Source organism: Streptomyces hesseae (assembly GCF_031845785.1).
GTDB lineage: Bacteria > Actinomycetota > Actinomycetes > Streptomycetales > Streptomycetaceae > Streptomyces > Streptomyces hesseae.
Genome location: NZ_JAVRFI010000004.1, coordinates 414267 through 437435 on the forward strand (window position 1 = coordinate 414267; position 23169 = coordinate 437435).

Annotated in this window: 18 protein-coding genes; 8 read left to right on the top strand and 10 right to left on the bottom strand. The window is 72.5% G+C overall.

Annotated features, from left to right (window positions below; all coding sequences use genetic code 11):
- Positions 1-97: 97 nt before the first annotated feature.
- From egtD to egtA, 4 genes are read right to left on the bottom strand one after another with little or no spacing between them, the layout of a single operon-like run.
- Positions 98-1060 carry an L-histidine N(alpha)-methyltransferase gene (gene egtD / locus RM609_RS09900; RefSeq protein WP_311609646.1) on the bottom strand — a complete coding sequence of 321 codons (963 nt, stop codon included), beginning with the start codon at positions 1058-1060 and terminating at the stop codon, positions 98-100.
- Positions 1057-1857: an ergothioneine biosynthesis protein EgtC gene (egtC, locus tag RM609_RS09905; protein ID WP_311609648.1), complete on the bottom strand. Its 801-nt coding sequence runs from the start codon at positions 1855-1857 to the stop codon at positions 1057-1059. Before egtC ends, egtD begins: the two co-directional genes overlap by 4 nt.
- Positions 1857-3188, bottom strand: a complete 1332-nt coding sequence (gene egtB / locus RM609_RS09910) for an ergothioneine biosynthesis protein EgtB (RefSeq protein ID WP_311609649.1) — start codon at positions 3186-3188, stop codon at positions 1857-1859. The genes egtC and egtB overlap by 1 nt, the downstream gene beginning before the upstream one ends.
- Positions 3185-4468: an ergothioneine biosynthesis glutamate--cysteine ligase EgtA gene (gene egtA / locus RM609_RS09915; RefSeq protein ID WP_311609651.1), complete on the bottom strand. Its 1284-nt coding sequence runs from the start codon at positions 4466-4468 to the stop codon at positions 3185-3187. Before egtA ends, egtB begins: the two co-directional genes overlap by 4 nt.
- 182 nt (positions 4469-4650) lie before the next feature.
- On the opposite strand from egtA, the gene RM609_RS09920 reads away from it, so the two are divergent.
- Positions 4651-5973: a cytochrome P450 gene (locus RM609_RS09920; protein WP_311609653.1), complete on the top strand. Its 1323-nt coding sequence runs from the start codon at positions 4651-4653 to the stop codon at positions 5971-5973.
- Here RM609_RS09920 and RM609_RS09925 read toward each other — a convergent pair.
- Both RM609_RS09925 and RM609_RS09930 read right to left on the bottom strand, forming a co-directional pair.
- Positions 5951-6706: a bestrophin-like domain gene (locus tag RM609_RS09925; protein WP_311609655.1), complete on the bottom strand. Its 756-nt coding sequence runs from the start codon at positions 6704-6706 to the stop codon at positions 5951-5953. The two genes, RM609_RS09920 and RM609_RS09925, sit on opposite strands and share 23 nt — an antisense overlap.
- Before the next feature lie 52 nt (positions 6707-6758).
- Complete coding sequence (locus RM609_RS09930) at positions 6759-7382, bottom strand: hypothetical protein (protein WP_311609657.1); 624 nt, start codon at positions 7380-7382, stop codon at positions 6759-6761.
- A 190-nt stretch (positions 7383-7572) separates the two neighbouring features.
- Here RM609_RS09930 and RM609_RS09935 point away from each other — a divergent pair, with 190 nt between their 5' ends.
- On the top strand, positions 7573-11379 hold the full coding sequence (locus tag RM609_RS09935) for an NACHT domain-containing protein (protein WP_311609658.1): 3807 nt from the start codon (positions 7573-7575) through the stop codon (positions 11377-11379).
- 1 nt (position 11380) lies between these two features.
- Entirely contained in the window at positions 11381-12499 is a 1119-nt protein-coding gene (locus RM609_RS09940) for a M14 family metallopeptidase (protein ID WP_311609660.1), read from the top strand.
- A gap of 4 nt (positions 12500-12503) precedes the next feature.
- Here RM609_RS09940 and RM609_RS09945 read toward each other — a convergent pair whose 3' ends face one another.
- The 3 genes from RM609_RS09945 to RM609_RS09955 all read right to left on the bottom strand — a co-directional run bounded on the left by RM609_RS09945 (position 12504) and on the right by RM609_RS09955 (position 16479).
- Positions 12504-13985 carry a M20/M25/M40 family metallo-hydrolase gene (locus RM609_RS09945; protein WP_311609662.1) on the bottom strand — a complete coding sequence of 494 codons (1482 nt, stop codon included), beginning with the start codon at positions 13983-13985 and terminating at the stop codon, positions 12504-12506.
- Positions 13986-14047: 62 nt separating this feature from the next.
- Positions 14048-14818 carry a crotonase/enoyl-CoA hydratase family protein gene (locus tag RM609_RS09950; RefSeq protein WP_311609715.1) on the bottom strand — a complete coding sequence of 257 codons (771 nt, stop codon included), beginning with the start codon at positions 14816-14818 and terminating at the stop codon, positions 14048-14050.
- A gap of 14 nt (positions 14819-14832) precedes the next feature.
- Positions 14833-16479: an acyl-CoA dehydrogenase family protein gene (locus RM609_RS09955; protein ID WP_311609716.1), complete on the bottom strand. Its 1647-nt coding sequence runs from the start codon at positions 16477-16479 to the stop codon at positions 14833-14835.
- 86 nt (positions 16480-16565) lie between these two features.
- Between RM609_RS09955 and RM609_RS09960 the strand changes: the two genes are divergently transcribed.
- The 4 genes from RM609_RS09960 (at position 16566) to RM609_RS09975 (ending at position 20233) form a co-directional block, all read left to right on the top strand.
- Positions 16566-17306: a PaaX family transcriptional regulator C-terminal domain-containing protein gene (locus tag RM609_RS09960; RefSeq protein ID WP_311609663.1), complete on the top strand. Its 741-nt coding sequence runs from the start codon at positions 16566-16568 to the stop codon at positions 17304-17306.
- Positions 17307-17412: 106 nt separating this feature from the next.
- Positions 17413-18117 (top strand): response regulator, encoded by a 705-nt coding sequence (locus tag RM609_RS09965; protein WP_311609664.1) that lies wholly within the window; start codon positions 17413-17415, stop codon positions 18115-18117.
- Positions 18118-18137: 20 nt separating this feature from the next.
- The gene (locus RM609_RS09970; protein WP_311609666.1) at positions 18138-19652 is read left to right on the top strand and encodes an ATP-binding protein; all 1515 of its coding nucleotides are present in this window, start codon (positions 18138-18140) and stop codon (positions 19650-19652) included.
- The gene (locus tag RM609_RS09975; RefSeq protein WP_311609667.1) at positions 19649-20233 is read left to right on the top strand and encodes a hypothetical protein; all 585 of its coding nucleotides are present in this window, start codon (positions 19649-19651) and stop codon (positions 20231-20233) included. Before RM609_RS09970 ends, RM609_RS09975 begins: the two co-directional genes overlap by 4 nt.
- Positions 20234-20290: 57 nt before the next feature.
- Here RM609_RS09975 and RM609_RS09980 read toward each other — a convergent pair whose 3' ends face one another.
- Positions 20291-22564 carry a heavy metal translocating P-type ATPase gene (locus RM609_RS09980; RefSeq protein ID WP_311609669.1) on the bottom strand — a complete coding sequence of 758 codons (2274 nt, stop codon included), beginning with the start codon at positions 22562-22564 and terminating at the stop codon, positions 20291-20293.
- Between the two features lie 121 nt (positions 22565-22685).
- Here RM609_RS09980 and RM609_RS09985 point away from each other — a divergent pair, with 121 nt between their 5' ends.
- The gene (locus RM609_RS09985; RefSeq protein ID WP_311609672.1) at positions 22686-23162 is read left to right on the top strand and encodes a helix-turn-helix transcriptional regulator; all 477 of its coding nucleotides are present in this window, start codon (positions 22686-22688) and stop codon (positions 23160-23162) included.
- Positions 23163-23169 lie beyond the last annotated feature (7 nt).

The window sequence follows — 23169 nt, forward strand, 5'->3', positions numbered from 1 at the left end:
TACGGGCGGTTTCACGCACGGAATTGAACCATGACCCGGCGCGCCGGTGCGATGAGATGGTGATCTCACCGGCACCGGCGTGCTGCAGCCCCTGCCGTCACACGGGTACCGCCAGCGACAGGGCGAAGCGTCCCGCCCGGTCCGTCCACCAGTGGGTGAGATCGAGGCCGGCCGCCGCCAGTTCCCTTCGCACGCCCTCCTGACGGAACTTCGCCGACACCTCCGTCCGCAGCTCCTCGCCCGGCTCGAAGGTGACCGCCAGATCCAGCGCCTGGATCTTCGCCACCACCGGGCCGCGGGCGCGCAGCCGCATCTCGATCCACTCCCGCCGCGCGTCCCACAGCGCCACATGGTCGAAGTCGTCGGGGTCGAAGTCGGCTTCGAGTTCGCGGTTGATGACGGCGAGGACGTTCTTGTTGAACGCGGCGGTCACCCCGCGCGCGTCGTCGTAGGCGGGCACCAGCACGTTCTCGTCCTTGACCAGGTCGGTGCCCAGCAGCAGCGCGTCGCCTTCGGCCAGCTCCGCGCGGATGCCCGCGAGGAACACCGCCCGCTCGGGCGGCAGCAGATTGCCGATCGTGCCGCCGAGGAACGCGACCAGCCGCGGCCCCGGGGCGTCCGGCAGCGTGAGCCCGTACTGGAAGTCGGCGACCAGCGCGTGCACCGTCAGCGACGGGTGCTCGGCCAGCAGCGTCTCCGCCGCCCCGGTCAGGGCGGACTCGCTGACGTCGACGGGGACGTACACCTCCAGCGCCGACAGTTCGTCGAGGAGGTGCCGGGTCTTGTCCGAGGAGCCCGAACCGAGCTCGACGAGCGTACGGGCCCGGGTCGCGGCGGCGATCTCCCCGGAGCGGGCGATGAGGATCTCGCGCTCGGCACGGGTCGGGTAGTACTCCGGCAGCAGGGTGATCTCGTCGAACAGCTCACTGCCCCGGGCGTCGTAGAACCACTTCGGCGGGAGCTCCTTCGGTGAGCGGGTCAGTCCCTCGGAGACGTCCGCGCGCAGCGCGGCGGCCGTCGCGTCGAGGGGGAGGGTACGGGTGAGGACGAACGGGCTCACTGAACGGGCTCCTTGCGCGCGGAATCCGGGAAGCGTGCGGTGCGTGATGTGGGTGGGGTGAGAGAAGAGACGGACACGCCTCTGCGATCGGCCGTCAGCAGGGACCGGTCGGGGACCTCGGTCCAGCCGGGGGCGTCGTCGTACGGCTCGGAGGCCACGACCGTGCGCTCACCGGGCCCGGCGCGGTACCAGAGCGAATCGCCCCACGCCGTGGCGGCGATCGAAGCGCCGTCCGTGAGCAGCAGATTGAGCCGCGACCCGGGAGCGGCCCGCGCCAGGGCCGTGACCGTCCCGGCCAGCGCCCGGCCCAGCGGTTCACCGCCCAGCAGCCGGTGCTCCACCAGCGCCCAGACGAACGCCGAGTCGCAGCGGGCGACGAGGCGCAGCAGCGCGCCCGGCGGCAGCAGGGGGATCAGCGTCTCCGCCGTGTCCGGCCAGCCGACGACGGCCCCGTTGTGGCTGAACAGCCAGGGGCCGCCCGCGAAGGGCGCCGCGGCGGCCTCCCCGTCCCCGCCCGGGCACGTCGCGTCGCGCACGGCGGCGAGCAGCGCCCGGGTGCGTACCACCCGGGCGATGTCGGCGAACGACTCGTCGCCCCAGATGGGCCCGGCCCTCCGGTAGCGCGCGGGCAGCGGGTCGCCCGGCGCGTACCAGCCCACGCCGAAGCCGTCCGCGTTGACGGTCCCGTTGCGCTGGTGACGCGGCGCCCACGACTGGCGGACCAGCGAGTACGGCGGATCGGCCAGGCTTTCGGCAATCGGGGCGTCGGGGCCCAGAACCGCGATGTGGCGGCACATCAGACGGGTTCCGCGTCGCGCGCCGTACGGAAACCGGAGAAGATCTGCCGGCGGACGGGCAGGTCCCAGTTGCGGAACGTCCCCCGGCAGGCCACCGGGTCGACGGCGAAGGAACCACCGCGCAGGACCTTGTGGCCGTCGCCGAAGAACACCTCGGAGTACTCGCGGTACGGGAACGCCCGGAACCCCGGATACGGCAGGAAGTCGCTCGCCGTCCACTCCCAGACGTCCCCCATCAGCTGCCGCACCCCCAGCGGGGACGCGCCCCGCGCGTAGGCGCCCACCGGTGCCGGACGCAGATGGCGCTGGCCGAGGTTGGCGTGCTCGGGGGTGGGATCGTCATCGCCCCACGGATAGCGCCGGGAGCGCCCCGAGGCCGGGTCGTGGCGGGCGGCCTTCTCCCACTCGACCTCCGTGGGCAGCCGCCGCCCGGCCCACTCCGCGTAGGCCGCGGCCTCGTACCAGCTCACATGCACCACCGGCTCGTCGGGCGGCACGGGCTCGGTCACCCCGAACCGCCGCCGCACCCACGCGCCGCCCTCGCGCCGCCAGAACAGCGGGGCGGAAAGGGAGTGGCGGCGCACCTGCTCCCAGCCCTCCGGACGCCACCAGCGCGGGTCCGAGTAACCGCCGTCCTCGATAAAACGCGTGTACGCGCCGTTGCTCACCGGCAGCGTGTCGATGAAGAACGCCCCGACCAGCCGGGGATGGGCCGGGCGCTCGTTGTCCAGCGCCCAGGGCTCCGTGGACGTGCCCATGGTGAACGGGCCGCCCTCCACCAGCACTTCCGCCGGCAGCAGGGCGGCGTCCGGCGCGGGGCCCGGCGGCTCGGGCGCCGTCAGCGCCGCCGGGCCGGCCCGCAGCTGATGCGTGATGAGCATCGTCTCGTCGTGCTGCTGCTCATGCTGGGCGATCATGCCGAAGGCGAAGCCGTCCGCGAGCAGCGGCCCCCCGCCCTCCATGGGCACCCGCTCCAGCACGTCCAGCACCCGGCCGCGCACATCGGCCGCATACGCGTGCGCCTCGCGCGGGGGCAGCAGCGGCAGCGACGGCCGCTCGGCCCGGGGATGCCCGAAGGCGTCGTACACCGGGTCGAGCTCGGGGCGCAGCGCCTCCTGCCCGGCCACGGCGCGCAACAGCCACAGCTCCTCCTGGTTGCCGATGTGGGCGAGATCCCACACCAGCGGGGACATCAGCGGGGAGTGCTGGGCGACGAGTTCGCGCTCGTCCACACAGGTCGTCAGCGTGCGGGTGCGCGCGCGGGCGGCGAGCAGGGCACTCGCGGCGCGCTCCCGCAGGGCGGCCGGGCCGGACCCGGGGGCGGGCCTCACGACCCGCCCCCCTGCCGCGCCCCGACCAGATCCAGCAGATCGTCGGCGGGACATCGGCCCCGTTCGACATACCGGCCGGTGAACTCCTCGACGGCGTCCAGCACCCGGGGCGGCGCCCCCAGCCGGGGCAGCGCCTCCCGCGCGGCGGCGAAACACCCGACCGCCGCCGCGTGGAGCTCGGGGTCGGCCAGCCCGTGCCGGGCCGCCCGCCGCCACAGCGCGTTCCTCGGCGGAGGCTGCCGGCCCGGGGCGTCGGCCAGGCCCTTGACCGCCCGGTAGGCGGTCTCCGCCGCCGACGGGTCGTCGAACAGCGCCGCCGTCACCGCCAGCGGCACCACCCAGCCGTCCTCGCCCGGCTGCGCGTCGATCATCCGCAGCTCAAGATGACCCCGGGGCCTTATGGGCGGGAACAGCGTGGTCAGGTGGTAGGCGACGTCGTCGGCCGTGACCTGCCGGGGGGAGCCGGTGCGCGTCCACTGCCGCAGCGGCAGCCCCCGCTGCACGGCCCACGGCTCGTCCTCGGACCGTACGAACATCACCTTCGCGTCCAGCGCGTACGCCGCCCAGGCCGCCCGCGGGTCGTGCCAGTCCGGCGGGGCCAGGGTGCGGCCCGGATCCATCCGCGCGTAGCAGGCCTGCCGGGTCGACCGCCAGCCGCTGGGACGGCCGTGCACCAGCGGCGAGTTGGCGAACGCCGCGGACAGCACCGCGCCCAGCAGATGGGCGAGCCGCCAGCGCCGCAGATACCCCATCGGCCCCGGCCCCTCGTACCCCGCGTCCACACAGACCTGCACCGACGCCGTACGGCACATCACATTGCGCCCGGCGCCGTTGATGCGGTCGTAGTACACCTCCATCGCGTTGTAGCGCGGGGTGCTGCGGACCCTCGGGGGCTCGTACCACGGCTCCTTGCCGTACCCGGCCAGGGTCAGGCCCAGCGTGCGGAGCTCCGCGCGGGCGAGGGAGAGATCGGCGGATACGTCCGTCACACAGGCGGCGAGGGACTCCGCGGGCTGGGAGCTGAACTCCAGCTGGCCGCCGGGTTCGACGGTGAAAAGCGACCTCAGCGGCAGTGCGCCCACCCGGTCGGCGGCCTCCGCCAGCCGGTGGGCGGCGACGGGGCGGGTGGGATCGTGCAGATCGTGGACGAGCCATTCCAGTTCGACACCGAGAAGGCGGGGCGGTCCGGTCTTGAACGAGATGCCGCGCACATACGCGTCGGCTTCCGATTCACCGACCGGCCGGGTGAGGCCTTCCCTGTCAGCAAAGCAGTCAGTCACGCTCTCTACCTCCCGTCCGTTCCTCAGTACCCCCAATCCGGCGGCACCAGTCGACGCTCGGGGAACCTAGCCCCGAACCGGTCATTCCGGGGTACGACCGGGGTGCGTGGGAGCCAGGAGCATCCGGACAATTCTGTTGGCCCCTTGACGGGCCCGCCAGCCGAAGACGTACGGTCCGGCCCGTGAGCGCACATCAGACGCACCCCGGGGCGCCCGTCGGCCCCGCCGCCGTGTTCGACCCGGCGACCTACGCCCGCGGCGTCCCCTATGCCCTCTTCCGGGAGCTGCGCGACCACGCCCCCGTCTGCCGGGTGCCCGAGACGGCCGTCGGACCTTGGCCGGCGGGCCCCGGCTACTGGGCGGTCTTCCGGCACGCCGACGTCAAACAGGTCCTGCGCGACACCGGGACCTTCTCCTCGCACCTCGGCGCCACCCAGATCCGGGACCCGGATACCGAGGGCGACCTCGCCTTCGTCCGGGCCATGATGCTCAACCAGGACCCGCCCGCCCACGTCCGGCTGCGCCGCATCGTCGCCGCCGCCTTCACCCCGCGCGCGACCCGGGAACTGGAGACCGCCATCGAGGCCCGGGCCCGCGCCCTCGTCGAGGGCGTCGCCGGCCGGGGCGAGGCCGACTACGTGGAACTCGCCGCCGACCTGCCGATCTGGACCCTCGCCCACATCCTCGGCGTCCCCGAGGAGGACCGGCGGCTGCTCTACGACTGGTCCAACCGGGTGATCGGCTACCAGGACGCCGACCACGCCGGCTCCAGCACCGCCGACCCCGGCACCCTCAGCCCCCTCGGCCGGGCCGCCCTCGCCCACCGGCCCGCCACCCTCGTCAGACCCGACGGCACCCCGCTGAACCCGCGCTCGCCCGAGGCGCTCACCGACATGTACGCCTACGCCCACGCGCTCGCCGACGCGCCCCGGCCCGGCAGCGTCATGGCCCGGATGCGCGAGGGCGGGCTCACCGGCGACGAGTTCGAGACCATGTTCTTCCTCCTGGCCGTCGCCGGGAACGAAACGCTCCGCAACGGCATCCCCGGCGGCCTCCACTTGCTCCTCGAAAACCCCGGACAGTACGAGGCGTTACGCCGCCGGCCCGAGCTGACCGACTCCGCCGTCGAGGAGGTGCTGCGCCACTGGCCGCCTGTGCTGGACATCCGGCGCACCGCCGCCCGTGACACCGAGCTCGGCGGGCAGCGGATCCGGCGCGGCGAGAAGGTCGTCGTCTACCACGCCTCCGCCAACCGCGACGAGCGCGTCTTCCCCGACCCCGACCGCTTCGACATCACCCGCACCCCCAACGACCACGTCAGTTTCGGCTTCGGCCCGCACTTCTGCCTGGGCGCCCACCTCGCCCGCACCCAGATCCGGGCCATGCTGCGGGCGACGCTGGACCGGCTGCCCGGCCTCGAACGGGCGGGCGAACCGGTCCGGCTGACGTCCAACTTCCAGAACGGCCTCAAGTACCTGCCCGTCAGATGGAGAACAGATCGCTGAACGGGCCCGCGGCGTCGGCCACATGATGGCCGAAGGGCGAGTTGAAGTCCCAGATGAGGAAGAGGAGGAAGGCGATCAGTGCGCTGTAGAGCCCGGCGAGCAGCAGTTCGCGCGGCGACCGCCGGATCTGGAGCGTGAAGATCAGCCCCACCGCCACCAGCGCCCCCGCGATCAGCCCGAACCAGACCACGCCCGGCATCGACGGCCCGGCGTTGGCCGCCCGCGCGTTGCGCGCCGCGTCGGCCGCGCCGATCTGGTCGAGCAGCGGCTGGTACGACTGGCCCTCGTGGTCGTCGCGCGGCTGGTACGAGGTGAGTTCGGCGCGCACCTTGTCGAGCATCTTGGCGCCCTTGTCGGTGAGCTCGCCCGTCTTGAGCATCGACGGCCACTCCGTCTTGACCGTGTAGCTCACATAGGAGTTCACGTCCGCGCGCACCTGCTCGCGCTCGGCCGGGGCGTACGCCTGGACCCGCTCGCTCACCTCGTGGAGGGCCTGTGCCTCGGCCCGGGCGGTGTCCTGCGCGCCGTTGCGCGCCTCCCAGACACCGGCAATGGCCAGGCCGAGCACGATGGCATAGACCACCCCGACCATCATGGTCATGTACTCGATGACGTCGGGGGTCTCGTGCGGGTTGTCGTCCACGCTGATCCGGCGCTGCCGGAGGACGGTGATCGACAGGACGACCGCGCACGCGGCGGCCATGGCGAGGGCCAGAACCAGCCACTCGGACAAGGGATACCTCCAAGGAGGGTAGGTCGGCGGGTCGGAACCGGGAACCGGATGGTCAGCTGCCGCCCCCGGCACCCCCGCCACCGCTGCCGCGCGGGCGCAGCAGGGCGGCGGCGAGCACGGCGGGGGCGGTGATCACCAGCGTGAGCGTGACGAGCGAGGCCCCGTTCCGGGCCGGCTTGGCGACGGCCTGGTGGTACGGCCGCCGCGCGATGTGCGGCGTGGGCGTGGGCGTGGGAGCCGGTGGTGGCGGGGTGGGCGCGGGCTCGGGCCGGGCCGGGGGCGCGGGGGCCGGCGGCGGGGGCTCCTTGGCCGGCGGCGGCTCGGGCGACGCGAGCGGCGCGGGCGGGGGCGCGGCCTTCAGCGGGAGCGGGGGGTCGGGCGTCGGGGACGGCGACGGGGGAGGGGGTGGCGGCGGTGGTGCGGGTGCCGGGGTCGCCGGGCAGAGCGCGGCGAACGACACGCCGAGTGTGCCCTCCGCGCGGGCGATGAGACAGCCGGGCCCGGCGTGCACGAAGGTTTCGGCGGTGCGGGATTCGACGAGCTCGTCGGTGACGACGATCCCGCTCGCGGGCCCCGCCGCGTCGGGCGACTCCGGGAGCACCCCGGCCCCCACCGTCGCGAAGGCGACCACCAAGGTCGCGCATCCGGTCCGTCCCGCTCGGCGCCATGCATTCACGACGTGGATCTTGCGGGGCCGGTGGCCCTGATTTCCACCTGTACGGCGGAATTACTCCGATCGGGTGAGCACGGGGGTGGCCCGGCTGCCGTGACACCCCGGCGTTCGGCAGCGTTCGACAGCGGCGGAGGCCCGGCGCACGATGGAAGGGACGGAGGGTTCAGGGCCGATCGGCAAGGGCTGATACACCATGAACTACGTCATCAGACATCCCAAGGGAAAAGTCGCCCCGCCGAGTCGGCCGCCCCTGGTCCGTGTCCGGCGCTGGCTGCTCCGAGCGACCGGCGCCGTCGAGCGGTTCGTCCGAAGGCTGCGCGTGCGCATGGCCGCCCGCAGCATGGTCGCACCGGCCCGGCGCTGGTGGGCGAAGCCGTCGACAGCGATCTTCGTGCAGCGTCTCTCCTACCTCGCTTTCGTGATCGTCGTCGTCTGGGTCGCGGAAGGTCTGTACGGGATGTTCACCCACCGGAAGTCCCCCATGCAGAACTTCTGCGAACAGGGCGGAAGCAACGGCTGCACCGTGGTGTACGGGTTCCTGGCACCGTTCCTGAGCATCGGGCTGGCGACCGGCCTCTTTCTCGTCGTGCAGTACTTCTCGGTGCGCAGACCGCTGAACAAGGCGGCCAAGAAGGAGCCCCGCCGACTCGTGCCGACGGCCGGCCCGACGATGGCGGATGTGGTCGGGCGGAAGGAAGTGTGCCTCGTCATCGCGCGGGCACTGCGCGACCGGCGCACCAGACGGCCCTACCTGCTGGTCGGCGGTGTGGGGGCGGGAAAGACGTCGGTGCTCGTCCAGCTCACGGAGCTGCTGGCCAGGAAAGGGGTCACTCCTGTGCCGGTACGGCTGCGGGACGCCGAGGTGGACGGGTCACGGCTGGACTTCCATGAGATGGGCATGAAGCGCTTCGCCGAGCTGGTGGACCGCGGTGTGCTGTCCAGCCACCAGAGCGAGCGGGTGTGGCGGCAACTGTGCATCGACGACAAGGTGGTGATCCTGGCCGACGGCCTTGAGGAGACCTTCGCCGAAGGAGAGGAGCAGAAGGAACGGGACATCCAGATCCGTCACGCGATCGATCGGGCGCGGCGCCAGAAGCTCCCCCTGGTCATCGCCTCCAGACCCCACTCGCCACTGGAGAACACCCAGGCGGCGATCATCGATCTGGAGCCGCTCAGCGAGGAGGCGGCGCTGGAGTATCTGGAGAAGGACAGCGACGACCCGGACGACCACCGACTGGACTGGATCGTCGAAACGGCGTGCGTGGCGGAATCCCCCTTGTACCTCCAGATCGCACGGCAGCTACGGGACAGCCATCTGCTCGACCACCTGGGCGGAGCCAAGCGTTCGGAGAAGCTGAACACCCGCGACTCCGACCGGGCGGGCCTGCGGTTGCAGCTGCTGGAAACCTGGCGGAGCGCCCTGAGATCAGGGCACGTCCGGGGCAATGTCGCGCTGTCCTCCGAGGACCGTGAGACCACCATCGAGGTCATTTCCGCACTGGCCGGGATAGGACTGCTCCAGGACCGGCTGGAGGTCAGGTTCGATGAACTGATCGGGAAGGACCACGACAACGCGGAATCGAGATTCCCCGGAGTCTGGGAGCGGCTCTCGGAGAGGCTGCGGGGACGTTGCCCCGTGAAGACGGATCTGCATCGGTGCCGGGTGCTTCTGGCCCTGTGTGCCACCCAGGGCGAACAACTCGGTCTGGTGGAGGCGCACGGCAATCGGGTCCGCTTCCCGCACAGCATCATCCAGGCGTATCTCGGTTCCGGCTATTTCGACGTCTCCCGCTGTGAGCTCTTGGCCAAGGCGCTCGAAGAGCCGGGGCCGGGCCGGGAACTGCTCATCGGGCTCGTCCTCAGGTCCCGGGCGGACCGGGATGACCCCCGGTGGGGAGCCGTCGAATGGAGGGACGTCATCCGGCGGCTTCTCCGCGCGGCCGAAGAGCGTACGGATCCCAAGGCGCTGGAGATGTACGCCGCCGCACTCGAAATTGATCAGATCCGCAAAGGCGCCGAACTCCAGGCCATCGCGCGGTCCGTCCTCCGGCGCTGGAAGTGGATCAGGGCGGGCGACCCGAGGACCATCGAAGGGGCGAAGCTCACGCTGGTGCACCGGTTCGGCGAGGTTCTGAGGGCGATCGCCGATGCCGAGCCCGGCGACGACATCGCCGACCGGGTCCGAAAGGGCTACGACTCCTTGTTCTCCATAGCCACCGTCGAGCCCTCGTACCCCATCAGACTCGCCATCGCACAGGAGGTGGGTGCGGGGGGCGACCAGGCTTTCGACGCCCTTCGCATCATGTTCCCCCTGCCGCCCAAGGAGGAGATGTCCCTGGACGACGACCCCTGGGTTCAGTACGAAAGAGCGACCCGGGACGAGTCGTACAGGGAGCACCGGACCAGGGAGTTCTATCTCCGGCAGATGGCCGGCAACGACCAACTCCGTGAGCAGTACGCGAAGTGCGAGAAGAACAGTGCCGAGCGCCGGGCCGAGATCTGGCGGAAGTTCGTCATACGAGCCTGGCTGGTGCCCCTGATGGCCGAATCCGTCGGCGAGGCACACAGAAGCCAGGCGAAGGAGAGGGTCCGGCTCTGGCTCGGCCATCTGGAGCCGGAACGCACCCACTCCCATCACGCGGATCTGCCGCTCTCCCTTGAGATCGCCCTGGCGCAGGGCTTCAAGAGCGCCGCCAACCGCCGCAGGTTGCACCCGCATGTGAACGAGGAGGCCAGGGAATTCCTCATCGCGCAGGCGGAGGACATGCTCGCCCATGCCCGCTCCTGGGCCGCACAGCTGATACTGATCCAGGCGCTGTGCCTGTGGGAACTCCCGGACAGCACAACAAGGAGCGGACCCCGGACGCCCGGCCGTATCCACTCGCGGAAGAAAGCCGATCCGGTCCGGGCGGTGCGGCGCTGGCTCGAGATGTCGGGCACCAAACGGGACACGGACGGGCGGAACCAGGACGAGGACCGGACCCCCGAAGGAGACCGGCTGCATCCCTTCGTGGCCGAAGCGGCGAGCCTGGCGGTGCTCGCCCTGCAGAGCGGTCACCCCGAGCGGTTCGTCTGGATCGACGAGATGGGGACGGTCGGCAACATCGGCTCCTCGCCCGCCGAGCCCGGCGCCTACCGCAAGCACAACCTCTGGATTCCGCCTTCGGTGGGGTGGTCCACCCTCCACCCACGCGCCCAGCAGCTGCTCGCCGACGTCATTCTCCTTCTCAACCTCACGGAGAGGGACGGGGAGAACGTCGACGAGCTGGAAGTACGTCTCAAGCGTGCGAACAGGCCCGTACTGCCGCCCTGCCTCACCAAGGACCGCCGCACCCTGGACCCCAGACAGACCGTCGGCATGGCCGAGAACGCGCCACCGGGCAGCGCCTGTCTGCGCGACTGTCCCTTCGAGCTGTGCCCCTACCCCGCCATGGGGTCCCTGCCGAGAGCGGAAGTGCGCGAGACGTTCTGCCGGCAGCAGCAGGCGCTCCTGCGCCCGTACCGCCGGCTGAGCTACGCGAACCCCCTGTCCTGGGTGCGACGCAAGCGAGCGCCCTGGCAGGGCATGACGTGCAAAGAGCTACGGGGTTTCTGGGAGGACATGGCGATCAGATCCCGGACTCCTTCGAGCAGCACGTTCTCCTTGCAGCGCAAAGGAATCGACATGGCTGACAGAGAGAAGACGCTCCACGTACGCGTGACGGCGGCGGACGAGAAGACCCTGCGCACCACGCTCCGGGAGGAGCGCCCGGACATCGGCGGAGGCCCGCGCCGCACCGGCGGTCCCGGGGACGAGGTGAGCATCGAGGCCTATGTCACGGAAGAGAAAGCCCTGAACATCGACGGGCGGGAGGGAGTCACCGTGCACGTGCTCCGGGACGCGACCGCCACCGGCCGGGCCCGTCAGGCGGAAGTGGGTACCGGCAATCGGTTCGCGGCCCCCGACGCGGTTCCGCACGGGCTCGGGGAGAAGACGAAGGACGAGAAGCGGGAGCGCTGAGATGCCGTACCTCAACATCGCCGAAGTCGACTCCGCGTCGGTGAACCTGGCGCATGCCTACCCGGATCTCTGCGAGCTCGTCGAGCTCCCCGAGACATCGGTCGAGGGAGTCACCTGCCACGCGCTGCGCATGGGCGACCACGACGCCGGCGCCCATGACTGTGCCGTACTCATCGGAGGAGTGCACGCCCGTGAGTGGGGAAGCTGCGAGATCCTCGTCGATTTCGCCGCCGATCTGCTGGAGGCGTACAAGTCCGGATCCGGACTCCGCTACGGGAACAAGAGTTTTACCGCCGACGACATACGCACACTGCTGGACCACTTGAATATCGTCGTCTTCCCGCTGGTCAATCCGGACGGGCGTCGCTACAGCCAGACCGTCGAACCGATGTGGCGCAAGAACCGCAACCCCGCCCACGCGCCCGCCGGTGGAGACGGCGAATGCGTGGGCGTCGACATCAACCGTAATTACGACTTCCTGTTCGACGTCGCCGCGGCGTTCGCGCCCACGGCGGGCGTACGCGTATCGAGCGATCCGTGCGACCCGGAGCTCTACCAGGGGCCGCATCCGTTCTCCGAGCCCGAGACCCGGAACGTGCGATGGCTCCTGGACGACGCCTTCCCGCGCACGCGCTGGTTCGTGGACGTGCACAGCTATTCCCAGGACATGCTCTACGTATGGGGCGACGACGAGGACCAGTCCGACGACAAGTCGATGAATTTCCTCAACCCCGCCTACAACGGACGCCGGGGCATGGCCGACGACACCGAGTACCGCGAGTACATTCCCAAGAGCGACCTCGACAGCGCGACCGCGCTGGCGCGGAGCTTCAGCGAGGCACTGCGCGGCGTACGGGGCACGAAGTACACGCCGAAGTCGGGCTTCGACCTCTACCCGACGTGCGGTACCAGCGACGACTACGCCTTCTCCCGGCACATCACCGACCAGGACAAGGAGAAGATCCTCTCCTACACGGTCGAATGGGGCACGGAATTCCAGCCGCCGTGGGACGAGATGGAGCATGTCATCAAGGATGTGAGCGCGGGCCTCCTGCAATTCTGCCTCGACGCGGCCGCCATGCCGGCGGAGGTCCCGGCCCCTGATCAGGCGAAGCCGTGAGGCCTCACGGCTGGGGTGCGCAGAAGGCGACCGGGCTGCGCAGGCCGGAGCGGTTGAGCGCGCGGATGCCGAAGAACACGTTGTCCTTGGACAGGTCGACGACGTGCCGGGTCTCGTTCCCGGCCGGGATGACATGTGTCCACTCCGGTTCGGTGGTCTCCCGCCACACCACCTCGTACCCGGCGAGGTCCGGCTCCGGGCCGCGTTCCCACGCCAGCTCGGTGGAGTTGCCGAGGGAGGCGGTGCGGATCCTCGCGCCGCGCGGGGTGCCGGGCGCCTGGGCGAGCGACCACAGGGCGGCGGCGTTCACCCGGGCCACCCGGGCGATGAAGCCGAAGTCGCAGAACTCGGGCAGGTCCCCGTACTGCTTGCCGTCCACCATCCGCACGTCCTGGTGCTGGTGCGCGTAATTCTCGGCGGGCTCGGTGAACCGTGCCGCCGGATAGCCCTGCTGGAGATACGGGATGTGGTCGCCGCTGCGCAGATAGCGGTCGCGGCGGTACACCACCCGCACCCGCATCCCCGTCGCGTCGTTCTCGGCGGTGTCCCGGACGAACCGGGCCAGCTGGCGCGAGGGCGAGTCGTTCTCGCCGCCCACCGAGCGCCGCACCTCGGCCTGCTCCGGCGTCTCCGCGGTCGGTACCCCCTCGGCGAACAGCCGGATCGTGTACGGGTCGCGCGAACCGTCCTCGGCGGTCGGGCTCCCCACGATGTCGTTGGTGAACATGCCCTGCACATCGGCCTGCCGGCCCCGGTACGTCCGGGCCATGTGCCCGGCCCCGTAAAGCCCCTGCTCCTCGCCCGCCACCGCCGCGAACACCACGGTCGCGGCCGGCCGCCGGGTCGCGAAGACCCGGGCCAGCTCCAGGGCGACGGCCACCCCGGAGGCGTCGTCGTCGGCGCCGGGCGCGTCGCCGGCCGCGTCCATCGGGTCGCTGTTCCGCGAGTCGTAGTGCCCCGAGACCACATAGACCCGGTCGGGCGTGACCGAACCCCGCAGCGTGGCCACGACGTTGGTGATCCTTGTCGCCACCGGCACACGGGGCGCGGGCTGCTGTACGTACGACTGGAGCTCCACGGTCATCCGGCCCCCGGAGGCCCGCGCGCGGTGGCGCAGCTCGGCCAGGAGCCAGTCGCGGGCCGCGCCGACGCCGCGTACGGGATCGTCCTGGGCGGACAGGGTGTGCCGGGTGCCGAAGGACGCCAGTTTGCGGACGGTCGCCTCGATACGGCGCGGGTCGATCTCCCGCAGCAGTGCGCGGAGTTCGCGCGAAGGGGGCTGTTCGGTGGGCCGGTGGCGGGCGGGTCCGGCCGCCGCCGACGACGACATCGCCGCCGCCGGCGGCAGCCCGAGGGCCGCCGCACCGGCCGTGGCCGCGCCGAGCACGGTACGCCGCGCCGCACCCCGTCCGCTGTGCCCGCTGTTGGCGCTGTTCCCGTCGTGACCGCTGTGTCTGCTGCCTGCGTCCTCGCCCGGCTGCGTCATGCCGCCATCGTCACGCCCGCCTCAGCGCCCCCGCAAGGTCCGGTTTCGGCCCGGTGGCGGACTCAGGCACCGGGAGACGTGCCGTGTCGCCCTTCTCCCGCGGTGAAGCGGGCGACGCCCCGGGCCGCCTCTTTGAGGGAAGCCAGCCCGTGGGTGAGTTCGACGGCCAGCGCCCGCTCCTCCTCGATCCCCTCCTGGTCCAGCACCGATGCCCGGTCGCCCCGCAGGCACGTCTGCGGAAACCGTGCGATCTCCGCCGCGAGCGACTCCGCCGCCGCCCGCGAAGTCCCGGGCGGCACCAGGCGGTTGACGAGCCCCATAACGTACGCCTCGGCGGCCGGGACCGGGCGGCCGGTGAGGATCAGGTCCATGGCCCGGGAGGTGCCGATCAGCCGGGGGAGCCGGACCGTGCCGCCGTCGATCAGGGGGACGCCCCAGCGGCGGCAGAGGACGCCGAGGACGGCGCCCTCCTCAGCCACCCGTAGATCGCACCAGAGCGCGAGTTCCAGGCCGCCCGCGACGGCGTGCCCGGCGATCGCCGCGATCACCGGTTTGGTCAGCCGCAGCCGGGTGGGGCCCATCGGCCCGTCGCCGTCGGGCGCCACGCGGTTGGCGCGGCCGGTGCCGAAGGCCTTGAGGTCGGCGCCCGCGCAGAACGTGCCGCCCTCGCCCCACAGCACGGCGACACGCGCCGCCGGGTCCGCGTCGAACGCCCGGAAGGCGTCCGCGAGGGCGGCGGCCGTGGGGCCGTCCACGGCGTTGCGCGCGTCCGGGCGGGAGAGGACGACGGTGGTCACCGGACCCCGGCGCTCGGTGCGGACAGCGGTCGGCATGGGCGTCACGGGGGTCACGGGGTGTCCTTCGGCCGGGCCCGGTCGAGGATCTGCCCGAGGTCGGTGCCCGTCGGCAGGGTGCCGAAGGCGTTGCCCCACTCGCCGTCGAGCCGCGAGGCGCAGAACGCGTCGGCGACGGGTGGGGCGCTGTGGCGCACCAGCAGGCTGCCCTGGAGGACGAGCGTGAGCTGTTCGGCGACGCGGCGGGCGAGGAGCTGGGCGCGGTGCGGGTCGGAGAGCTCGCCGAGCAGGGCGCGCAGCCGGGCCGCGGCGGCGTCCAGCCGGGCGTCCGCGCCGGCGGCGAGGCCGACCTCGGCGAAGTAGGCGTCCAGCGAGGCCGGTTCCCGGGTCAGCGCCCGCAGCACGTCGAGCGCGGCCACATTGCCCGAGCCCTCCCAGATGGACAGCAGCGGCGCCTCCCGGTAGAGCCGGGGCATGCCGGACTCCTCGACGTAGCCGTTGCCGCCCAGGCACTCCAGGGCCTCGGCGGCGTGGGCGCTGCCGCGCTTGCACACCCAGTACTTGCCGGCGGCCAGCGCGAGCCGGCGCAGGGCCGCCTCGCCCTCGTCGCCCGCCTCGGAGCGGTCGAGCGCCGCCGCGAGCCGCAGGGCCAGCGTCGTCGCGGCCTCGGACTCCACGGCGAGGTCGGCCAGGACGTTGCGCATCAGCGGCTGGTCGATCAGCTCGGCGCCGAACGCCCGCCGGTGCGCGGTGTGGTGGAGCGCCTCCCGCAGCCCGGCGCGCATCCCGGCGGCCGAGCCGATCACGCAGTCGAGGCGGGTCATGTTGACCATCTCGACGATCGTGCGCACCCCGCGCCCGGGTTCGCCCACGGGCCAGGCCAGCGCCTGCTCGTACTCGATCTCCGCCGAGGCGTTGGAGCGGTTGCCCAGCTTGTCCTTCAGCCTCTGGAGGCGCATCGCGTTGAGGGTGCCGTCGGGCAGCACCCGCGGCATCAGGAAGCAGGTCAGGCCCTCCTCCGCCTGCGCCAGCATCAGGAAGACGTCGCTCATCGGCGCCGACGTGAACCACTTGTGGCCCGTGATCGCGTACGAGCCGTCGCCCGTGGGCACGGCCCGGGTCGTATTGGCCCGGACGTCCGAGCCGCCCTGCTTCTCCGTCATCGACATGCCCGCGATCAGGCCCCGCTTGCCGAGCGGCGGGCGCAGCCCGAAGTCGTACGTCCGGGACGCCAGCAGCGGCTCGTACACGGCGGCCAGCTCCGGCTGGGCGCGCAGGGCGGGCACGGCGGCGTACGTCATCGACACCGGGCAGCCGTGACCGGCCTCGGCCTGCGCCCAGGCGTAGAACTTCGCCGCCCGCACCAGATGCGCGCCGGGCCTGGCCTCGGCCCAGGGGGCGGCGTGCTGGCCGCTCCCGACGGCGGCGGCCATCAGGTGGTGCCACGCCGGGTGGAACTCGACCTCGTCGATCCGGTGGCCGTAGCGGTCGTGGGTGCGCAGGACCGGCGGGCTGGCCTCGGCCATCCGGGCCCACTCCCGTACCTCCTCCGAGCCGGCCCGCGCCCCCAGCTCCCGGACCTCGGCCTCGCCCCAGCCGCCGCCGTCCCGGCGCAGCGCCTCCAGCAGCGCGGGCTCCTCCGCCGTGGAGAAGCCGGTCAGGGGCGGGGCCTGGTTGAACACGTCGTGTGTGGCGCTCACGGCGACCTCCGGGGGCACGGTCGGATCGGGCATTACACTTTTATGATGCGTGATGGAAGACTGTAATGGATAGGGTTTGGCCGGTCATGGATGAAACGCTTTCGCTGCGGCCGCTGACCGCGCGCTCGATCGTGCTGTCGACGCTCCTCGGCCACCACCCGCCCGCCCTGCCCGCCCGCGCCCTGGTCCGGGTCGGCGAGCTCTTCGGTACCGCCGAGGGGACGATCCGCACGGCGCTGACCCGGATGCTCGCCGCCGGGGACGTGGAACAGCGCGACGGCGCCTACCGGCTCACGGAGCGGCTGCTGGCGCGCCAGGCCCGGCAGGACGACAGCCGCGCCCCGCGCACCCGTCCCTGGCGCGGCGACTGGGAGATCGCCCTCGTCGCCGGCGAACGTCGTGCCGCGCCGGAGCGGGCCGCGCTGCGCCAGGCGATGGCCGGGCTGCGCCTGGCGGAGCTGCGGGAGGGCTGCTGGCTGCGGCCGGCGAACCTCGTCCGGACGGTCCGGCCGCCGGTCGTGGCCGAACAGTGCACACTGCTCACCGGCGCCCCGGAGGGGGACCCCTCGGCGCTGGCGGCCACTCTGTGGGATCTCACCGGCTGGGCCCGGCGGGCGCGGGCCCTGGAGGCGGCCCTCAGCGACCGCCCCGGGAACCTCGCGGAGCGGTTCACCGTGTCGGCGGCGGTACTGCGCCACCTGCTGGCCGACCCGGTGCTGCCCGAGCCCCTGCTGCCCGCCGACTGGCCGGGGGAGCGGCTGCGGCAGCGCTACGAGGCCTTCGACCGGGACTTCCGGTCCTTGCTGCTGCGGTACATCGGGGTGTAATCGGGGTGTAAGTGACAGGAGTCGATTTATGAGGAGTCGGTGACAGTTCCGGCGCGGGCGAGCCCCCTGGCGCATTCGCGCATACGAACGACCGATACTGGTCCTCATGTCACGCGTGCTTCTGATCGAGGACGACCGGGCCGTCAGGGAAGGGGTCACCCTCACCCTGCGCCGCCGCGGCCACGAGGTCGAGGCCGCGCCGACCGGCGGGGCCGGCCTGGCGGCGCTGGAGAACTTCCGCCCCGACCTGGTGCTGCTGGACCTGATGCTGCCCGACATGAGCGGCTTCGAGGTCTGCCGGCGCATCCGCGTCATCCAGCAGATCCCCATCATCATGCTCACCGCCCGCGGCGACGACATCGACGTCGTGCTCGGTCTGGAGGCCGGGGCCGACGACTACATCGTCAAGCCCGCCCGCGGCGAGGTCCTGGAAGCCCGTATCCGGGCCGTCCTGCGCCGCGCCGCCCCCGTCGACGGCGGCGGCCCCGACCCGGCCGTCCCGCAGGCCACCGCCGAGACCCACGGCGACCTGACCATCGACCGCGCCGGGCTGCTCGTCTCCAAGAACGGCCAGGACCTGCCGCTCGCCCCCTCCGAGATGAAGCTGCTGCTCTACCTGTCGGCCACCCCCGGCCGGGTCTTCAGCCGCCAGCAGCTCCTGGAGCACGTCTGGGAGCACAGCTACCACGGCGACGCCCGCCTCGTGGACGCCTGCGTCATGCGACTGCGCACCAAGGTCGAGGAGACCACCCGCTCCCCCCGCTACATCCAGACCGTACGGGGCTTCGGCTACCGCTTCGGCCCCGTGTGAGCCGTGGAAGAACCCTCCTCATGAGCCTCCTGAACCGCCCGGTCCGCCTGCGCCGCCCCTCTCTGGGACGGCCGGCCCTGCGTACCTTCTACCGGGGCCTGCGGGCCCGGCTCGTGGTGGCGTTCCTCCTCGTCGCCGCGCTCAGCGCCCTCACCACGGCCGCGCTCACCTTCCGCGAGGCGCGCACCGCGATCCTCAAGCGCACCCAGGACACGTCCGTCTCCGCGCTGCGCGCCCAGGTCAACTCCCAGGTCCCCGACCTGCGCTTCCCGCCCAACCACGGCGACCTGGTCAGATTCACCACCAACCTCGCCCGGGCCGGCCAGGCGCAGCACTGGAACATCTACGCCCGCTACCAGGGCGGCGCCATGGTCCCCCCGGCCCGCCCCGGCGCCAAGGGAATCCCCGACGGCGTGCAGCAGAAGGTCCGGGACGGCATCGCCGCCTTCCAGCGCGTCGACATAAACGGCGAGCCCTGGCTCGCCATCGGCCTGCCCGTCGCCTTCAGCGGCGAGGACGGCCGGCTGTCCGGCCTGGAGGTCTACGCCCAGGTGCCGCTCCGCGAGGACGAGGCGAACGTCCAGGCGCTGGTCGACGCGGCCCAGAGCGGCGCCCTGCCCGCCGCCGCGCTGGCCATCGTGCCCGCCCTCCTCGCCGCGCGCGGCGTGCTGCGGCCCGTGCGCGAACTGCGCCGCGCCACCCAGCGGATCACCGAGGGCGAGCTGGACACCCGGCTGAAGGTCACCGGCAGCGACGAACTCGCCGACCTCTCACGGACCTTCAACGACATGGCCGCCACCCTGGAGAAGAACGTCGCCGAACTGCGCCGCATGGAGGCCAACTCCCGCCGCTTCGCCGCCGACGTCTCCCACGAGCTGCGCACCCCGCTGGCCGCGATGACCGCCGTCGTCGACGTCCTCGACGAGGACGCCGCCACGCTGGACGCCGACACCGCCCACGCGGTCCGGCTCATCGCCGGCGAGACCGGCAAGCTCGCCCGCATGGTCGAGGACCTGATGGAGATCTCCCGCTTCGACGCCGGCGCCGCCGCCCTCCACCTCGACGAGGTCGACGTGGCCGAGACGGTCCGCAAGACCCTCCAGGCCCGCGGCTGGCAGGACAAGGTCACCGCCGACCTCCCCGAGGACGTACGGGCGCGGCTGGACCCGCGCCGCGTCGACGTGGTCGTCGCCAACCTCGTCGGCAACGCGCTGAAGCACGGCGGCGAGCCGGTCGCCGTCGCCGTCCGCACGGAGGTCCGGTACGACGGCGGGGAGCACAGCGGGGAGCGGCTGCTGATCGAGGTCGCCGACCGGGGCGAGGGCATCGACCCGGATGTCCTGCCGCACGTCTTCGACCGGTTCTTCAAGGCCGACGCGGCCCGGGTCCGCTCCGAGGGCAGCGGCCTCGGACTCGCCATCACCCTGGAGAACGTACGACTGCACGACGGAACCGTACGGGCCGCCAACGGGCCCGGGGGAGGCGCGGTGTTCACCGTCGACCTCCCGCTGCGGCGCGGAGGTGACGAATCATGAGGCGGCGACATACGGAGAAGCGGCGCGTGGTCGCCGCCGCGGCGCTGTGCGGCGCCCTCGCGGGCGTCCTGGCGGGGTGCGGCGTCGAGCCCACCGACGTCATCGAGGTGGGGCAGCCGGCGCAGGGCGCGAAGCAGCCCGGCGCCCCCGTACGGGAGGCCCGGCTGTACTTCGGCTTCCCCGGTGGCCTCGAACCCCGCTCCCGCCCCGCCGCCGGCGAGGTCGGCGCGGAGGAGGCGGTGGTTCTGCTGCTCCAGGGCCCCAACGAGGCCGAGCGGATGCAGGGCCTGTTCACGGAACTGCCGAAGCTGCCGCAGGGCGCCGTCACCGTCATCCCGCTCCCCGGCACCGTGACCATCCGGCTGCCGCTGGACCCCACCCGGTTCAGCCCCATCGCCCGCAACCAGCTCGTCTGTACGGCCTCCCACAACGGCGTGCCCGACGACCGCCGGCCCGAGGACGTCAAGGTCGACCTCCTCGGCAACGGCAAGTCGATGAAGAACCTGGTCTGCGACAACGACCTCCTCACCCCCCGGGTCGGCACCGGCGCCCCGGCCCCTTCGATCTCGCCGTCGCCCTGACGCACGAGGGCCCGTACGAGCGGGATGCTCGTACGGGCCCGGTGACATCCGCCGTCGTCAGCTCGCCGTCGCCCGGAAGCGGCGCAGACGCAGGCTGTTGCCGACGACGAAGACCGAGGAGAACGCCATCGCGGCCCCGGCGATCATCGGGTTGAGCAGCCCGGCGGCGGCCAGCGGCAGGGCCGCCACGTTGTAGGCGAAGGCCCAGAACAGGTTCGACTTGATGGTGCCGAGCGTCCGCCGGGAGAGCCGGATCGCGTCGGCCGCCGCCCGCAGGTCGCCCCGGACGAGCGTCAGGTCGCCCGCCTCGATCGCCGCGTCGGTGCCCGTGCCCATCGCCAGCCCCAGATCGGCCTGGGCCAGGGCCGCGGCGTCGTTGACGCCGTCGCCGACCATCGCCACCGAACGGCCCTCGGCCTGGAGCCGCTTGACCACGTCCACCTTGTCCTGCGGCATGACCTCGGCGATCACCTCGGCGATGCCGACCTCGGCGGCCACCGCCTCCGCCACGGCCTTGTTGTCGCCCGTGAGCAGGATCGGCGTCAGCCCGAGCGCCCGCAGCCGCCGGATCGCCTCGGGGCTGGTCTCCTTGACCGCGTCGGCGACCTCCAGCACCGCCCGCGCCGCGCCGTCCCAGGCCACCACGACCGCCGTACGCCCGGCCGCCTCGGCCGCCCGCAGGGCCCGCGCCAGCTCCTCCGGCAGCGTCAACGCCCACTCCGCGAGGAGCTTCTCCCGGCCGACGAGCACCGCGTGCCCGTCGACCATGCCCTGGACACCCAGGCCGGGGAGGTTGGCGAAGTCCGTGGGGGAGGGCAGCTCACCCACCCGCTCGGCGGCACCGGCGGCCACCGCCCGCGCCACCGGGTGCTCCGAGGCGTGCTCCAGCGCGCCCGCCAGCCGCAGCGCCTCGGCCTCGCTCACGCCCTCGGCGGTACGGACGTCCAGCAGCGTCATCCGGCCGGTGGTCACGGTGCCGGTCTTGTCCAGCACGATCGTGTCGACCGCGCGCGTCGTCTCCAGCACCTCGGGGCCCTTGATCAGGATGCCGAGCTGCGCGCCCCGGCCCGTACCGACCAGCAGGGCCGTCGGGGTGGCCAGGCCCAGGGCGCACGGGCAGGCGATGATCAGCACGGCCACGGCGGCCGTGAACGCCGCGGTCAGCCCCGCGCCCGTCGCCAGCCAGAAGCCCAGCGTGCCCAGCGCGAGGAGGATGACGACCGGGACGAAGACCGCCGAGATCCGGTCGGCGAGCCGCTGCGCGGCCGCCTTGCCGTTCTGGGCGTCCTCCACCAGCTTCGCCATGCGCGACAGCTGGGTGTCGGCGCCGACCCGGGAGGCCTCGACGACCAGCCGGCCGCCCGCGTTGATCGTGGCGCCCGCGACCGCGTCGCCCACCCCGACCTCCACGGGCACCGACTCACCGGTGAGCAGCGAGGCGTCCACGGCCGAGCTTCCCTCGACGACCGTGCCGTCCGTGGCGATCTTCTCGCCGGGCCGGACCACGAACAGATCGCCCACGGCCAGGTCCTCCGTGCGGATCAGCTCCTCCCGACCGCCGCGCAGCACCGTGACCTCCTTCGCGCCCAGCTCCAGCAGCGCGCGCAGCGCCGCCCCCGCACGGCGCTTGGAGCGGGCCTCGAAATAGCGCCCCGCCAGGATGAAGGCGGTCACTCCGGCCGCCGCCTCCAGATAGATGTTGCCCGCGCCGTCGGTGCGCTCGATCGTCAGCTCGAAGGCGTGGGGCATACCGGGCATGCCCGCGGTGCCGAAGAACAGCGCCCACAGCGACCACAGGAACGCGGCGGACGTGCCCACCGATATCAGGGTGTCCATGGTGGCCGCGCCGTGCCGCGCGTTGGTGAAGGCGGCCCGGTGGAAGGGCCACGCCGCGTAGGTGACGACCGGCGCCGCCAGGGTCAGGGACAGCCACTGCCAGTACATGAACTGCCAGGCGGGGACCATCGCCATCGCGATCACGGGGACGGACAGCACGACGGCGGTGATCAGCCGCTGCCGCAGGGGCCGCAGCTCGTCGTCGGCGCCTTCGTCCTCGCCCGCGCCCTCGACGGCCGTCGAGGGCGCGCGGACGGGCGCCGGGGGCGCGGCGGTGTATCCCGTGGCCTCGACCGTGGCGATCAGGTCGGCCACGGTGACGGCCTCGTCGAAGGTGACCTTCGCCTTCTCGGTGGCGTAGTTGACCGTCGCCGCCACGCCTGCCATGCGGTTGAGCTTCTTCTCGACACGGGCGGCGCACGAGGCGCACGTCATGCCGCCGATGGCGAGCTCCACCTGGGCGCTGCCGGTGCTGCCGGTCGTCGCGATGGTCATGGTCTTCGCTGCTCCTCGCCGGGCGACGTGGGCTGATCTATACCCCCTGGGGGTATCCAGGTCTCCAGTTATACCCCCGGGGTGTATCCGCCGCAAGGCCGTTCTGTCGGACCGTCGTGCGATGCTGGAGCGCGTGACACTCGAGGACCTCGTGAGGCTGCGCCGCGCGCGGGACGTGATCGACCGCGACTATGCGCTGCCGCTGGACGTCCCGGCGCTGGCCCGCGTCGCGCTCATGTCGTCCGGGCACTTCTCCCGCAGCTTCCGCGCCGCGTACGGCGAGACGCCGTACAACTACCTGATGACCCGCCGTATCGAGCGGGCCAAGGCGCTGCTGCGGCGGGGCGACCTGAGCGTGACGGACGTCTGCTTCGCGGTCGGGTGCACCTCACTGGGCTCGTTCAGCTCACGCTTCACCGAGCTGGTCGGCGAGAGCCCGAGCGCGTACCGGGCCCGCCGCCACGAGTCGGGTGCCGCGATCCCGGCGTGCGTGGCCAAGATCTACACACGGCCGCTCAGAACCGGGGGAGTGGCCGGAGCCGCCGGAGCCGGCGGACCGGTCAGGATCGGAGAAGCGGATCCGGCCGCCGCCTCGTAGCGTCGAG

What these genes read in the sequence shown, in the direction of transcription:
- egtC (WP_311609648.1), bottom strand. Translation starts at nt 1,857, where the DNA reads ATGTGCCGCCACATCGCGGTTCTGGGCCCCGACGCCCCGATTGCCGAA.
- RM609_RS09935 (WP_311609658.1), top strand. Translation starts at nt 7,573, where the DNA reads ATGAACTACGTCATCAGACATCCCAAGGGAAAAGTCGCCCCGCCGAGT.
- RM609_RS09940 (WP_311609660.1), top strand. Translation starts at nt 11,381, where the DNA reads ATGCCGTACCTCAACATCGCCGAAGTCGACTCCGCGTCGGTGAACCTG.
- RM609_RS09945 (WP_311609662.1), bottom strand. Translation starts at nt 13,985, where the DNA reads ATGACGCAGCCGGGCGAGGACGCAGGCAGCAGACACAGCGGTCACGAC.
- RM609_RS09950 (WP_311609715.1), bottom strand. Translation starts at nt 14,818, where the DNA reads ATGCCGACCGCTGTCCGCACCGAGCGCCGGGGTCCGGTGACCACCGTC.
- RM609_RS09960 (WP_311609663.1), top strand. Translation starts at nt 16,566, where the DNA reads ATGGATGAAACGCTTTCGCTGCGGCCGCTGACCGCGCGCTCGATCGTG.
- RM609_RS09965 (WP_311609664.1), top strand. Translation starts at nt 17,413, where the DNA reads ATGTCACGCGTGCTTCTGATCGAGGACGACCGGGCCGTCAGGGAAGGG.
- RM609_RS09970 (WP_311609666.1), top strand. Translation starts at nt 18,138, where the DNA reads ATGAGCCTCCTGAACCGCCCGGTCCGCCTGCGCCGCCCCTCTCTGGGA.
- RM609_RS09975 (WP_311609667.1), top strand. Translation starts at nt 19,649, where the DNA reads ATGAGGCGGCGACATACGGAGAAGCGGCGCGTGGTCGCCGCCGCGGCG.
- RM609_RS09980 (WP_311609669.1), bottom strand. Translation starts at nt 22,564, where the DNA reads ATGACCATCGCGACGACCGGCAGCACCGGCAGCGCCCAGGTGGAGCTC.
- RM609_RS09985 (WP_311609672.1), top strand. Translation starts at nt 22,686, where the DNA reads ATGCTGGAGCGCGTGACACTCGAGGACCTCGTGAGGCTGCGCCGCGCG.